The sequence below is a fragment of the Frigoribacterium sp. CFBP 8766 genome (genome assembly GCF_014841435.1).
GTDB lineage: Bacteria > Actinomycetota > Actinomycetes > Actinomycetales > Microbacteriaceae > Frigoribacterium.
Genome location: NZ_JACYTX010000001.1, coordinates 178524 through 191339, shown reverse-complemented (window position 1 = coordinate 191339; position 12816 = coordinate 178524). Strand labels below are relative to the sequence as shown.

At 75.0% G+C, this 12816-nt stretch carries 14 protein-coding genes; 8 read left to right on the top strand and 6 right to left on the bottom strand.

Annotated features, from left to right (window positions below):
• Window positions 1-86: 86 nt before the first annotated feature.
• Complete coding sequence (locus IFT90_RS00945) at window positions 87-1565, bottom strand: MFS transporter (protein ID WP_197980773.1); 1479 nt, start codon at window positions 1563-1565, stop codon at window positions 87-89.
• A 115-nt stretch (window positions 1566-1680) separates the two neighbouring features.
• On the opposite strand from IFT90_RS00945, the gene IFT90_RS00940 reads away from it, so the two are divergent.
• Complete coding sequence (locus IFT90_RS00940; protein ID WP_192040611.1) at window positions 1681-2283, top strand: TetR family transcriptional regulator; 603 nt, start codon at window positions 1681-1683, stop codon at window positions 2281-2283.
• Window positions 2284-2306: 23 nt separating this feature from the next.
• Here the strand turns inward: IFT90_RS00940 and IFT90_RS00935 are convergent, their stop codons facing one another.
• Window positions 2307-2798, bottom strand: a complete 492-nt coding sequence (locus IFT90_RS00935) for an FBP domain-containing protein (RefSeq protein ID WP_192040610.1) — start codon at window positions 2796-2798, stop codon at window positions 2307-2309.
• A gap of 471 nt (window positions 2799-3269) precedes the next feature.
• Here IFT90_RS00935 and IFT90_RS00930 point away from each other — a divergent pair, with 471 nt between their 5' ends.
• A complete protein-coding gene (locus IFT90_RS00930) occupies window positions 3270-3587 on the top strand; it encodes a hypothetical protein (protein ID WP_192040609.1) in 318 nt (105 codons plus the stop codon).
• Window positions 3588-3619: 32 nt separating this feature from the next.
• Here the strand turns inward: IFT90_RS00930 and IFT90_RS00925 are convergent, their stop codons facing one another.
• Entirely contained in the window at window positions 3620-3958 is a 339-nt protein-coding gene (locus tag IFT90_RS00925) for a helix-turn-helix domain-containing protein (protein ID WP_244638770.1), read from the bottom strand.
• A 191-nt stretch (window positions 3959-4149) separates the two neighbouring features.
• Here IFT90_RS00925 and IFT90_RS00920 point away from each other — a divergent pair, with 191 nt between their 5' ends.
• The gene (locus IFT90_RS00920) at window positions 4150-4800 is read left to right on the top strand and encodes an NAD(P)-dependent oxidoreductase (protein WP_192040607.1); all 651 of its coding nucleotides are present in this window, start codon (window positions 4150-4152) and stop codon (window positions 4798-4800) included.
• Between the two features lie 80 nt (window positions 4801-4880).
• Here IFT90_RS00920 and IFT90_RS00915 read toward each other — a convergent pair whose 3' ends face one another.
• The gene (locus IFT90_RS00915; protein ID WP_123547542.1) at window positions 4881-5756 is read right to left on the bottom strand and encodes an SDR family NAD(P)-dependent oxidoreductase; all 876 of its coding nucleotides are present in this window, start codon (window positions 5754-5756) and stop codon (window positions 4881-4883) included.
• 401 nt (window positions 5757-6157) lie between these two features.
• Between IFT90_RS00915 and IFT90_RS17235 the strand changes: the two genes are divergently transcribed.
• The 4 genes from IFT90_RS17235 to IFT90_RS00895 all read left to right on the top strand — a co-directional run bounded on the left by IFT90_RS17235 (window position 6158) and on the right by IFT90_RS00895 (window position 10291).
• Window positions 6158-7678 (top strand): Ig-like domain-containing protein, encoded by a 1521-nt coding sequence (locus IFT90_RS17235; protein ID WP_192040606.1) that lies wholly within the window; start codon window positions 6158-6160, stop codon window positions 7676-7678.
• Between the two features lie 48 nt (window positions 7679-7726).
• On the top strand, window positions 7727-8719 hold the full coding sequence (locus IFT90_RS00905) for an NAD-dependent epimerase/dehydratase family protein (RefSeq protein WP_192040605.1): 993 nt from the start codon (window positions 7727-7729) through the stop codon (window positions 8717-8719).
• A 253-nt stretch (window positions 8720-8972) separates the two neighbouring features.
• Window positions 8973-9638 carry an SDR family NAD(P)-dependent oxidoreductase gene (locus tag IFT90_RS00900; protein ID WP_192040604.1) on the top strand — a complete coding sequence of 222 codons (666 nt, stop codon included), beginning with the start codon at window positions 8973-8975 and terminating at the stop codon, window positions 9636-9638.
• A gap of 251 nt (window positions 9639-9889) precedes the next feature.
• A complete protein-coding gene (locus tag IFT90_RS00895; protein ID WP_192040603.1) occupies window positions 9890-10291 on the top strand; it encodes a cupin domain-containing protein in 402 nt (133 codons plus the stop codon).
• A 46-nt stretch (window positions 10292-10337) separates the two neighbouring features.
• On the opposite strand, the gene IFT90_RS00890 is transcribed toward IFT90_RS00895, so the two are convergent.
• Complete coding sequence (locus tag IFT90_RS00890) at window positions 10338-11006, bottom strand: histidine phosphatase family protein (protein WP_192040602.1); 669 nt, start codon at window positions 11004-11006, stop codon at window positions 10338-10340.
• 137 nt (window positions 11007-11143) lie between these two features.
• Here IFT90_RS00890 and chrA point away from each other — a divergent pair, with 137 nt between their 5' ends.
• Window positions 11144-12403, top strand: coding sequence for a chromate efflux transporter (gene chrA / locus IFT90_RS00885; protein WP_192040601.1), 1260 nt, complete (start codon window positions 11144-11146; stop codon window positions 12401-12403).
• 130 nt (window positions 12404-12533) lie between these two features.
• Here the strand turns inward: chrA and IFT90_RS00880 are convergent, their stop codons facing one another.
• A complete protein-coding gene (locus IFT90_RS00880; RefSeq protein ID WP_192040600.1) occupies window positions 12534-12704 on the bottom strand; it encodes an antitoxin in 171 nt (56 codons plus the stop codon).
• Window positions 12705-12816 lie beyond the last annotated feature (112 nt).

The following is a 12816-nucleotide window of genomic DNA, read 5'->3' as shown; positions in this document are numbered from 1 at the left end:
CGAAACGCGAAACACCCCGGAGTGGACCATCCACCCCGAAACGACGGGGTGCATGGTCCACTGCGGGGTGCGGGGCGCAGCGGGGCTCAGCCCAGGTGCACCACGGGGCCGCTCGGGAGCAGCTCCTCCTTCGTGCCGCGGATCATGAAGAACGAGATCGGCGCGGCGACGAACGCGGCCACCGCGGCGGCGACGAACGCCGCCGAGTAGCCGTCGACGAGCGCTCCGAGCCCGCCCGCGGCGCTGCCGGCCACGGCCGACGCGTACAGGTTCGTGTAGACGGCGAGCCCGATCGAGCCGCCGATCTGCATCATCGCGTTCGAGGTGGCGCTGGCCGCGCCGGCCTCGTGCGGAGCGACCCCGGCGAGCGCGAGGTTCTGCATCGGCACGAAGATGCCGGCCAGGCCGACGCCCATCACGATCAGCGGGGGCAGCACGTGCGTCGCGTACCCGCCGTCAGCCGTGATGAACGACAGCCAGAAGAGGCCGGCGGCGGCCACGATCGGTCCGACGATCATGAGGAGGCGCGGCCCGATCACCGGCAGCAGCTTCGTCAGGATCGGGGCCATCACCATGATGACGAGCGTCATCGGCAGGGTCGCGAGACCGGCCTCGAGCGGGCCGAAGCCCAGCACGATCTGCAGGTGGAACGTCAGGTAGAGCAGGGCGCCGATCATGACGCTGCCGACGATCAGCTGCACGAGGAACGCTCCGCCGCGCACGCGGTTCGTGAGCACGCCGAGGGGCAGGAGGGGGTGGTCGCTGCGCTTCTGGACGAGGACGAACAGGGCGAGCAGACCCGCGCCGAGGGCGATGAAGCCGATCACGACGGGGCTGCCCCAGCCGTCCTCGGCCTGGGTGAAGCCGTAGACCAGCGACGCGAGGCCGAGGGCAACGACGACCGTGCCGACGACGTCGAGCCGGTTGTCGCCCTCGGCCTTGCTCTCGCGCACGACGAGCGCGGCGGCGACGATCGCGACGATCACGATCGGCACGTTGACGAGGAGGCACCAGCGCCAGCTGACGAACTCCGTGAGGACGCCGCCGAGCACGAGGCCGACGGCCGCGCCCGCACCCGAGATCGCGCCGAAGACGGCGAAGGCGGTGTTGCGCTCGCGTCCGCGCGAGAAGGTCGTGGTGAGCACGGCGAGGGCGGCCGGCGCGAGCAGCGCGGCGAAGACGCCCTGCAGCGCACGGGCGGTGACGAGCAGCTCGCCGGTCGAGACGAGCCCGCCGAAGGCCGACGCGGCGCCGAAGCCGACCATGCCGACGATGAAGGTGCGCTTGCGGCCCCAGAAGTCGGCGATGCGGCCGCCGAGCAGCAGCAGGGCGCCGAAGGCGAGGGCGTAGGCCGTGACGACCCACTGGCGGTTCTCGTCCGAGAGGCCGAGCTCGGCCTGGGCCTGCGGCAGGGCGATGTTGACGATGGTGCCGTCGAGCACGACGACGAGCTGCGCGAGCCCGACGATGACTAGCACCCACCAGCGGCGGGCGGACGCCGGTGCGTCGGACGGAGGTGCGGTCTGGTGCGACCCGGTGGCGGGCCGTGCTGCTGAGGTGGTCACAGTTCTCCTGGTTCTGGTGCCCTGAGTCTCGGGGCGCTCCACGACGGGCGGCCGTCGTGGACCCCGCGATACTACCTACTAGTTGGTTGGCTTCGTAAGGGGCTATCGTCGGCGCATGGCCTACGACGCGGACGAGACGCGCCGCCGCATCCTCGCGGCGGCCACGGCGGAGTTCGCCGAGCACGGCCTCGCCGGCGCCCGCGTCGACCGGATCGCCGCGGCGGCCGCCTGCAGCAAGGAGCGCCTCTACGCCCACTACGGCGACAAGGAGTCGCTCTTCACGGCGGTGCTGAACGCCTCCTTCGCCCACCTCGGCGAGGCCGCCTCGGCCGACTTCGACTCCGTCGAGGACTTCGCGGTCGCCGTCTTCGACCACCTCGTCGACAACCCGGCCAACCAGCGCCTCCTCGCCTGGGCCCGGCTCGAGCAGCGGCACGACTGGGCGGCGTCGTTCGGGGTCCTCGAGAGCGTGCGCGCCACCTCCGTCGGCCACCTCGAGCGCCTCGTCGGCACCGCCGGGTCGACCGACGCCTCGGCCGCGTCGGCCCCGTCGGCGGAAGCGCCGCCCTGGGCGCCCGACGACCTCTTCGCCCTCGTGCTGGCGATCGCGTCGGCGTGGGTGCAGCTGCCGGGCCTGCCGGACGACCAGCCGCGGACGCCCGACGTCGCCGCCCAACGCGCGATCGTGCGCGTGGCCGTGGGGCGCCTCCTCGACTGACGTCCCACGCCCTCGCGCGCGGGTCAGCGCCCGTCGACCACCGTCCGGGCGAACCCGGCCGTCCGCTCGCGCAGGCTGAGCACCCGCTGCTCGACGGCGGCCGCGACGTCGAAGCCGAGGTACGCGGGCGGCGGCGGTCGGTGGGCGTTCGCGCTGCACTCGAACCCGGCGCAGACGAGCGTCCCGACGGTGTCGCCGTTGCGTCCGGCAGCACCGGCCCGCTTCGCGCTGAAGAACGCGACCGGAGCCGGCAGGGTCACGTCCTGGCACCAGCTGCACTGGGCGCGGGACCGGGTCGTGGCCTCCGCCTGGCGCAGCACGAGGCCGACCGGCTCGCCGTCGACGGGCACGACGACGTAGGCGCGGCGGGGCAGCTTCGGGTCGCGCCAGCCGACGAACTCGAGGGAGTCCCAGTCGAGGGCGTCGAGGTCGGGCGGGAGCACGAGGTCGGAGGTCTCCTTGCGCGAGGCGTTCGCGAAGGAGGCGCGGAGGGCGGGGGCGGTCAGGGGCAGCATCAGGGGTTCACCAGTCGGTAGGGGTGCTCGGGCACCGGGCCGCGCGCACCTGCCCCGGCCCTGCCAGGACGTGCCCGCACGACGAGTGGTCAGCTCCGGTCGTTCCCGCGACGGGGAAGGACGATAAGTGACCACTCGACGGCCGGGCAGGCCCGTCGAGGGGGCGAGGAGGCGCGCGCACGACGGCGAACACGAGCGGTGATCAGGGGAGGAGAGAGGAGGGGAGTCGACTGTGCGACTACCTGCCGCCGGCGGAGGATGCGCCGACGACCTCCTGACGCCCCGAGGGCTGCGCGACTGCGGTGATGATCACGGGTCGACGATACGTCTCGTGCCGGGCTGCGTCCACCCCGGGGCCCGCGGCCCGGTCTGCCGGGCCGCCGCATCGCTGGCCCACCGCTGCGACAGGCCTCAGAGATCCCGTCGAGAGGCCCTTTCGGCCCGGCACGTCCGGCTGCCAGGATGACCGACATGCTGCTCTCGACGGTCCGGTTCCCCGCCTCCTACGACCTCGTCTGGAGCCTCGCCCTGGGCGTGGTCGCACTCGGGTTCGTCGCGGTCGTGGTGCTCGTGGTGGTGAACGTCGTCCGCGCCCGGCGGAACGGCATCAGCCCGCTGACCTCGCAGGTCGACATCGCAGCCCGGCTGCTGCAGTCACGGGCTCTGCAGCCCGACCGCTCCCTCGACGATCGGCTCGTCGAGCTCGACGATCTCGCCGCACGCGGCGTCATCAGCACGGACGAGCACCGCGAGGCCCGCGCCGCCGTGCTCCGCGGCGACCGCAGCTAGCGGACCGGCCCGACCGCCCACAAGCCCTGACCTCAGCCCTGCGCGTCCGCCCCGGCGCCGACCCGCTCGTCGTACTCGGCCCAGGCGCCGGAGACCTGCCCGAAGTGCGCGATCGACCACTCCTCGAGGGCGCGCAGCGGCGTCCGGAGCGTCTCGCCCGCCTCCGTCAGCTCGTAGACGACGCGTGGCGGGACCTCGGCGAAGACGGTTCGGGTGACGAGCCCGTCGCGCTCGAGCCCCCGGAGGGTCTGCGTCAGCATCTTCTGCGAGATGCCCTCGATGCGCCTCCGGATGTCGGAGAAGCGCAGCGGGCCCGTGCCGAGGGAGCCGACGACGAGCACCGTCCAGCGGTCGCCGATGCGGTCGAGCAGACGGCGCGACGGGCAGCCCGCGGCGTACGGGTCGAGCGGGGGCGGACCGCCCGCGGGAGGAGCGGGAGCGGCTGCCGGGGCAACGTCCGAAGGGGTGATGGTTACCAAAAAGTGCCTACTTCCCATCAGTGACCAATGGACCTAGCGTAGCCGCGAAGCCCCACGGACAGAAGAACCAGAAGGAGAACGCCATGACCCGCATCACCGTCGTCGGAGGGACCGGCTACGCCGGCAGCGCGATCGTCGCCGAGGCCGCGCGCCGCGGACACGAGGTCGTCTCGGTCAGCCGCAGCGTGCCCGCCGAGGAGGCCCGCGTCGAGGGCGTCCGCTACGAGACCGGGTCGCTGGTCGACGCCGACGTGCGCGCCCGCGCCGTGGCCGACGCCGAGGTCGTCGTCTCGAGCCTCTCGCCCCGCGGCGAGCTCGACGGACGCATCGTCGAGGTCGACCGCGAGCTCGCGGCCCTCGCCGAGCAGCACGGCGCCCGCTTCGTCGTCGTCGGCGGCTACAGCTCGCTGCGCCTCGAGGAGGGCGGGCCGCGCCAGGCCGAGACCGGCCAGATCCCGCCGGAGTACGCCGGCGAGGCGCTGCAGATGAACGAGGTGCTGGGCGAGCTGCTCGCCAGCGCCGCGTCGCTGGACTTCACCTTCGTGTCGCCCGCGATGCAGTTCGGCGCGTACGCGCCCGGCGAGGCGCTGGGCCGCTACCGCGTCGGCGGCGAGGTCGCGTTCACCGACGAGGCCGGCGTCTCCGCCGTCAGCGGCGCCGACTTCGCGCTCGCGATCGTCGACGAGCTCGAGACGCCGGCGCACCGCCGCGAGCACATCTCCGTCGCGTACTGACGCGAGCCGCGTCGAGGACGCGAGGGACGACGGAGGCGCGGGTCAGGATCACCTGACCCGCGCCTCCCCCGCGTCCCCGCTCAGGCGAGCGGGTCGGACGGGATGCCGAGCAGGTCGGCGCTCCGCTCCCACAGGTCGCGCATCAGGTCGCGGTCGCCGGCCTGCGCCGCGACGCGGCCCGGCGCACGGAGCCGGTCGAAGTAGTTGCCGCTCGGCGCGGGCACCGTCGGCGCCGCCGCGAGCCGCACCAGGGGCTCGGCGCCCTGCTCGGTCGACACGGCCGCGCGCTTGGCGAAGGTGGCGACGGGGCCGTTCCCGCCGAAGCCCGAGGCGACGAAGCCGGGGTGGAACGCGAACGCGTCGACTCCCGTGCTGCCGAGGCGACGGGCGAGCTCACGGGTGAACAGGATGTTGAGCAGCTTCGAGGTGCCGTAGGCGCGGAACCCGCCGTACCAGCGCTCGTGGTCGCCGTCGAGGTCGGCCAGGTCGACCCGGCCGAAGAGGTTGCCGGCGCTCGAGGTCTGGACCACGCGGACGGTGCCCGGCGCGTGGTCGGCCGCCGTCTCGACCATGCGCGGCAGCAGCAGCGAGGTCAGCAGGAACGGCGCCAGGTGGTTGCCCTGGAACGTCAGCTCGAACCCGTCGGAGGTGCGCTGGCGCTCCGCGATCGTGGCCCCGGCGTTGTTGGCGAGCACGTGGATGCGGGGCAGGTCGGCCAGGAGCTGGTCGGCGAGCGAGCGCACCGAGGCGAGGTCGGCGAAGTCGGCGAGGTAGGCGGTGCCGCCGACCTCGTCGGCGACCGCGCGGGTGCGCTCGGGGTTCCGGCCGACGACGGCGACGGTGGCGCCGAGCTCCGACAGCGCACGGGCGGCCTCGCGGCCGATCCCGGAGCTCGCTCCGGTGACGACGACGGCGCGGTCGTCGAGGCGGCCAGGGGCAGGGAGGGTGACGGACATGACCTCGACGGTAGACCGTGACCGCCTGGGGGCGTCGTGCACGATCCCCGCGCCCGCTCGTCCGGGTGCCTGACCGGGCCCTGACCAGGCCCTGGCCGGGATGCGGACGGGCCCCGGTCCGAGCGCGTACCGTTCACCGGGTCGAAGGCGTCACCATGCGTCTTCACCGGCCGGTGTTGCTCTGCTCCCCTGCCCGTGAAGCTCAGATGCGGACAACATCGACCCGGGCACGGCCACCTGCGTGGTGGTCGTGCCCTCTCTCTGCCCGGGAGGAGTCCCGCCCTCGGTCAAGCTCAGGCAGGACACCCCCGTCCAGGGGGCAGCGACACTGCGATACCCGCTGGTAGCGTCTCGAGCGGATCGTCAAGCAGATGATGATCCCTCGACCCGAAAGATCCGACGTGACTTCTCCCTCCCCGCGCGCCCTGCGTGCGTACTCCTCCGTCGGCGCTCTCGCAGTCGTCGCCGCCCTCGCCCTCTCGGGCACGAGCACCGCGGCGGCCGCCACCGGGCCGACCTGCCTCGCCGGCACCTGCACGGTCGTCTTCGACCTGACCGGCGCCCCCGAGTCGTTCGTCGTGCCCCAGGGGGTCAGCGCCGTCACGGCGACCGTGACGGCCGGCAGCGGCGGCAGCGAGGTCCGCGCGAGCGACGGAGTCGCCTACCCGACGGGCGCCGTCGGGGCCGGCGGCACCGGCGGGGCCGTCACGGGCAGCTTCCCGGTCACCGGCGGCCAGTCGATCACCGCGGTGGTCGGGGGCGTCGGCGCGGACGGAGTCCCGAACAGTACCACCGGCGCGGCCGGCGGCTACGGCGGCGGCGGCACGGGCGGCGCGCTGACCAACGGCCAGACGCACAACAGCGGCGGCGCCGGCGGCGGCGGCTCGTTCCTCTTCCTCGACGACGCGCTGCAGATCGCGGCGGGCGGCGGCGGCGGCGGGACGAGCATCGAGGGCGGCGAGGCCATCGCCGGAGGCGCGGGCGGCAGCACCGGAGCGGGCGCCGACGGCACGGCGAACACGGGCGGACGCCCGAACTACTCGGCGACCGGCGCGACCACGACCGCGCCCGGAGCGACGGCGACTCCCGGCGGCGCGCCGGCCGAGTACCCGGGCTCCCCGGCGAGCACGACCCCGACGACGACGCCGCTCGCCCTGGCCACGGCCGGTGCCGGTGGCGTGAACGTCGAGGGCGGTTTCTACGGCACGGCGGGCGGCGGCGGCGGCGGCTACCTCGGCGGCGGCGGCGGTGCCTCCGACGGCCCCGGCGGCTGGGTCGGCGCCGGAGGCGGCGGCTCCGCCTTCCAGGCCGTGACGGTGACCGGCGTGGCCGCGCTGGCACCGCACGTGGGCGACGGCAGCGTTGTCGTCAGCTACGCCGAGCCGGTGGCCACCACGACGACCCTCGTGGTCACCGGGTCGCCGACCGAGTCGTCCCCTGTCACCCTGACCGCGACGGTCTCGCCCGCCTCCTCGACCGGCACGGTCGTCTTCGCGGCCGGTGCGGTCGCGCTCGGCAGCGCACCCGTCACCGGGGGCGTCGCGTCGCTGACGGTCACGCTCGCCGCCGGCGACTACTCGGTCGTGGCCTCGTACTCGGGCGACGCCACCTCGTCCGACTCGGCGTCCCAGCCCCTCGCCTTCACCGTCGCCGCCGCGCCGGTCGCACCGCCCACCACTCCGACGGACCCCACGGTCCCGACCGTCCCTGCACCCGCCGCCCCTGCCTCCCCGGCGGCGCCCGTGGCCGCGCCGGCCGCGGGACCGGTGGCCGCGACGCCCGTGGCGACCCGTTCGGGAGATCTCGCCTTCACCGGCCAGGACACGACGCCCGGCCTGCTCGCCGGGGCGGCGCTCCTGCTGAGCGGCCTCGCGCTCCAGGCCCTCGTCCTCCGACGTCGCCGAGGCACGCAGGCCGACTGACGCCGGCGCGCGCCACGGGCGCGCCGGCGACCGGGCAGACTGGTCCGCATGCGCAAAGTGCTGGTGCTCGGCGGGACGGGGTGGCTCGGCCACGAGATCGCGCGGCAGGCGGTGGCCGACGGAGCCGACGTCACCTGCCTCGCCCGAGGCAGCGCAGGAGGCGCCCCCGACGGAGCAGCGCTGGTCCGGTCCGACCGCACCCGCCCCTGCGCCTACGACGCGGTGACCCGCGTCGACCACGAGTGGGACGAGGTCGTCGAGCTCGCGACGCCGCCCGACCTCGTCGAGGGAGCCCTCGACGCCCTGGCCGCACGCGCCCGGCACTGGACCCTCGTCTCGTCCGTCAGCGTCCACGCCCGCGACGACGAGCCCGGCGCCGACGAGTCCGCCGAGCTCGTCGCGGTCGGCGAGCGCCCCGACGACGCTGCTCCCGACCTCTATGCGCAGCAGAAGGCCTGGGCGGAGCGCACCTCCGCCGCCCGGCTGGGCGACCGCCTCCTCGTCGTCCGGCCCTCGCTCGTCGTGGGACCGGGCGACCCGAGCGACCGGTTCGGCCACTGGCCCGCGCGGATGCTGCGCGGCGGCCGCGTGCTCGTGCCCACGACCGAGGGACGCTGGGCGCAGGTGATCGACGTGGCCGACCTCGCGGCGTGGGTGGTGCGGGCGGGCCGTGATCGCCTCCTCGGCCCGGTCACCGCTGCCGCAGAGCCGGTGCCCCTGGCCGACGTGCTCGAGGAGGCGCGGCTCGCGGCCGGCACCGACCCCGAGCTCGTGCCGGTCGACGACGCCTGGCTGCTCGAGCACGACGTGCGGTGGTGGGCGGGCCCCCGGTCGCTGCCGCTGTGGCTGCCGCTCGAGGCGTCCGGCTTCGCGCGGCGCGGCACGGCGGCGTTCCGTGCCGCCGGCGGCACGACGCGCCCCCTAGCCGAGACGATGCGACGCGTGCGTGACGACGAGCTGACGCGCGGGGTCGACCGTCCCCGCCGTGCCGGCCTCGCCCCCGACGAGGAGGCGGCGCTGCTGCGCGAGCTCGCCCGCTGACCCAGCCCGGCCGCGCAGCTCGCGTCTGCACCCCGCGAACCCGCGCACACCCTCGAGCGCGCCGAGGGGTCTGCGCGGGTTCGAGGGGTCTGTGCGCGTCAGCCGCGGCCGCCATGCACCCCGGAGTGGACCGTGCACCCCGTCGTGTCGGGGTGTTTAGTCCACTCCGGGGTGCATCGTGCCGCTGCGCCGCACGCCGAACGTTCCCTGGCAGGGCACGTCACGCCTCCGACGCCGTCCGTAGGGTCGGGCCATGACCACACTCGCCATCATCGGCGCCGGCCAGGGCCTCGGCCTGGCCGTCGCCCGCCGCTTCGCCCGCGAGGGCCTCAGCATCGCGCTGATCGCCCGCGACCAGGCCAGGGTCGACGAGCTCGCCGCGACCCTCGCCGCCGAGGGGCACACGGCCGCCGGCTTCGTCGCCGACGTGCGCGACCGTCCCTCCCTCGTCTCCGCGCTCGAGCAGGCCGCCTCCCGCCTCGGCCCGATCGAGGTGCTGCAGTACAGCCCCCTCCCCGCCAAGGAGTTCATGCGCCCCGTGCTCGAGACCGTCGCCGACGACCTCGTCGGCCCGGTCGAGTTCTCGATCTACGGCCCGGCGACGGCGGCGCACCAGGTGATCCCGGGGATGCGCAGCATCGGCGGGGGCACGCTCCTCTTCGTCAACGGCGCCAGCGCGGTGCGACCGCGCGACGGCGTCACCGGCACGGCGGTCGCGTTCGCGGGCGAGAGCGCCTACGCCGAGCTGCTTCACGGCGCCCTGGCGTCCGAGGGCATCCACGTCGGACAGCTGATCATCCCGCTCGGCATCGGCGGCGGCGACCCGGCCCACGAGCCCGACGTGCTCGCCGACACCCTGTGGACCATGCACGCCGAGAAGGGCGACTTCCGCGTCTACGCGGCGCCGCTGCCCGACTGACGCGGGCCCCAGGCCCTGGGGCGAAGGAGGCGCGGTGCCCGTCGGGCGCCGCGCCTCCTTCCGTCCTGCCAGCCACCGGCGTGGTCCCTCCCCCGCACCACGCACGTGCCGCACCTCCACAGGGGCACCAGCAGGGCACCCCGCGCGCCGGGACGTCGTCGTAGCGTCGAGGTGCGCCTCGCGGTCAGCCCCGCGGCGGCGCGAGCGGCCGCCGCCCGGTCGGCCGCTCCCCCGACGACCGAGGAGCACCCGTGCAGATCGTCCCGAAGAAGCCGACCGTCAAGAACCCGTCCGAGCAGTTCACCGGCGACGTCTGGCTCGACGCGATCGCGTCGCCGCAGCAGGAGGGCGACCGGATGACGGTCGTGAAGGTGCGGTTCCTGCCCGGGGCCCGCACGGCCTGGCACTCGCACGCGAGGGGTCAGACCCTGCACGTCACCGAGGGCGTCGCGCTGCTCGGCTCACGCGACGGCACCGTGATCGAGGCGCTGCCGGGCCAGACGGTCTACACGCCGCCCGGCGAGGAGCACTGGCACGGCGCCACGCCCGACGACTACATGGAGCACCTCGCCATGATCGAGTCGGCCGACGACCCGTCGACGACCACGACGTGGCTCGAGCACGTGTCGGACGACGACTACCGGCGCCCGTAGCCCGAGCAGACCCGAGGCCCGAGATCGAACCCGAACCCGCAGGCGGTCAGTCCCCGTCGGCCGCCTCGCCGAGCGCCTCGCCGGTCGGGTCGTTCGGGGCGGCGACGCCGACGGGCGCACCCTGCCAGCTCACGACCGTCCAGCCGGCCTCGGGCGAACCGGTGACCTCGATGACGCCCGTGTTCTCCATCTCGGTGCTGGTCGTGAACTCGGGGTCGACGTTGAGCGCGCGGCCGCCGAGCCAGACGCGGGTGGCGGCGCCGTGGCCCACGACGACCACGGTGGCGTCGTCGTCGTGCAGCGCGACGACGTCCGCGATCGCGGCGTCGAACCGCTCGAAGAACGCGTGGCCGTCCGGGGCACCCGGGGCCGAGGCCGTGAGGTCTCCCCCTGCCCAGGCGACCAACGGCAGGACGTAGCCGCGGAGCGCCTCCTCGTCGGTGCGGTCCTCGAGGTCGCCGGCCTCGATCTCGTGCAGTCCGTCACGGACGACGACGTCGAGCCCGAGGCGGGCGGCGAGGGGGGAGGCGGTCTGCTGGGCACGGACGAGGATCGACGCGTAGACGGCGTCGATCCGGTCGTCGCCCAGCGTCCCGGCGAGGGCCTCGGCCTGTTCGCGACCGAGGTCGGTGAGGTCGGGGCCGGGGGCCGCGCTGGAGACGGCACCTGCGGCGTTGGCGGTGCTCTGGCCGTGTCGGACGAGGAGGATGCGCACGTCGTCGAGTCTTCCACGGCTCGGATGTGACGGAAGTCCCAGGGGCCGGGTCGCGGCACCCGACCGTCACCTCCTGGTCACCGTCCGTCCATCCCAGGCCGCGGCGGCAGGCCGCGACATCAGCGACCATGGGATCGATGGACCAGACCGGCGACAGCCCGCAGGAGGCGCCCCCGCGCCCCGGCACCGCGGCCGAGGTGCTCCGCGCCTTCGCCGTGCTCGGCGTCACGTCGTTCGGCGGCCCGGTCGCGCACCTCGGCTTCTTCCGTGCCGACCTCGTCGAGCGCAGGCGCTGGCTCGGCGATGCCGACTACGGCGACCTCGTCGTGCTGGGGCAGTTCCTCCCCGGTCCGGCCTCGAGCCAGGTCGGCTTCGGCCTCGGCCTGCTGCGCGCCGGCCCGGTCGGCGCCCTCGCCGCGTTCGCAGCCTTCACCCTCCCGTCGGCCCTCCTCATGCTCGCGGTCGCCTCGGGCGTCGGATTCCTCGAGGGTCTTGTGGGTGCCGCGCTCGTGTCGGGCCTCACGATCGGCGCGGTGGCGATCGTCGCGCACGCCGTCGCGGGGATGGCCCGCTCGCTGGCTGCCGACCGGACCCGCGCCTCCGTCGCCGTGGTCGCCGCCGTGCTCGCGCTCGCGCTGCCGGGCTCGGCGGGGCAGCTCTCCGCGATCGCCGTCGGGGTGCTGGCGGGGCTGTGGCTGCTCCGCGGCGCGAGCGACCCGGCCGGCGGCACGGACGCCTCCCCGCCGGAGGCACCCGCGGCGTGGGCCGCCGCCGTCCCTCGGAGGGCCGCCCTCGCCTGCCTCGTGGCCTTCGGCGCGCTGCTCGGCGGCCTGCCGCTGCTCGCCCGCGCGACGGGCTCGGAGGCGATCGCACTGGTCGACGTCTTCTACCGGTCAGGGGCCCTCGTGTTCGGGGGCGGCCACGTGGTGCTGCCGCTGCTGCAGGCGGGCCTCGTCGACCCGGGCTGGGTGACCGAGGAGGCGTTCCTCACGGGGTACGCGGCGGCCCAGGCCGTGCCCGGCCCGCTCTTCACCCTCGCCACCTACCTCGGCGCCGTGACGACGCTCGGCCCGGGAGGTGCCGTCGGCGCCCTGCTCGCGACGCTGGCGGTCTTCGCGCCGGGCCTGCTCCTCCTCGTCGGGGTGCTGCCGTTCTGGGCGGCGCTGCGCGGCCGCGCCTGGCTGCGCGGCGTCATGCGGGGCGCGGGGGCCGCGGTCGTCGGGCTGCTCGCGGCCGCGCTCTGGGACCCGGCGGTGACGACGGCGATCACGTCGACCGGGGCGTTCTGCCTCGCGCTCGTGTGCTTCGTGCTGCTGACGGCGTGGCGGACCCCGCCGTGGGCCGTCGTGCTCGTCGCCGCGGCCGGCGGCCTCGTGCTCGCGGCTGCGGGCACGTGAGACGTCGCCCGTGTCACGGGCGGCCCGACGGCGGACAGACCCGACGCCGAACGACCTGACGACGAAGAGGCCCGACGACGAACGACCCGGCGCCGTTCCGGGCACCGGGTCGTTCGTCAGGGGCGTCGGCTCAGTGGCCGACCTTGCCGTCGGCGGCGTCGCCGGCCTTGTCGATCTTGTCGTCGTACTTGCCGCCGGTCTTCTGCGAGGCGGCCTGCTCGGCCTTGTCGATCCCCGCGTCGGTGACCTTCTCGCCCTTGTCGCTGCTGAGCGCGTCCTTCGCGCTGTCCATGAGACCCATGTCGTCGTCCTCTCGTCGTCGGCCCGCCCAGAGCGGACCTCCACCAGGAGACTCCGCGACGCTCGTCGCCGTCCGGACGCGCAGGCAGGTCACAGGCCGGGGACGACGGCGC

Coding starts and splice junctions, on each gene's coding strand:
- chrA (WP_192040601.1), top strand. CDS start 11,144: ATGGACCAGACCGGCGACAGCCCGCAGGAGGCGCCCCCGCGCCCCGGC.
- IFT90_RS00880 (WP_192040600.1), bottom strand. CDS start 12,704: ATGGGTCTCATGGACAGCGCGAAGGACGCGCTCAGCAGCGACAAGGGC.
- IFT90_RS00900 (WP_192040604.1), top strand. CDS start 8,973: ATGACCACACTCGCCATCATCGGCGCCGGCCAGGGCCTCGGCCTGGCC.
- IFT90_RS00930 (WP_192040609.1), top strand. CDS start 3,270: ATGCTGCTCTCGACGGTCCGGTTCCCCGCCTCCTACGACCTCGTCTGG.
- IFT90_RS00920 (WP_192040607.1), top strand. CDS start 4,150: ATGACCCGCATCACCGTCGTCGGAGGGACCGGCTACGCCGGCAGCGCG.
- IFT90_RS00905 (WP_192040605.1), top strand. CDS start 7,727: ATGCGCAAAGTGCTGGTGCTCGGCGGGACGGGGTGGCTCGGCCACGAG.
- IFT90_RS00915 (WP_123547542.1), bottom strand. CDS start 5,756: ATGTCCGTCACCCTCCCTGCCCCTGGCCGCCTCGACGACCGCGCCGTC.
- IFT90_RS00935 (WP_192040610.1), bottom strand. CDS start 2,798: ATGCTGCCCCTGACCGCCCCCGCCCTCCGCGCCTCCTTCGCGAACGCC.
- IFT90_RS00940 (WP_192040611.1), top strand. CDS start 1,681: ATGGCCTACGACGCGGACGAGACGCGCCGCCGCATCCTCGCGGCGGCC.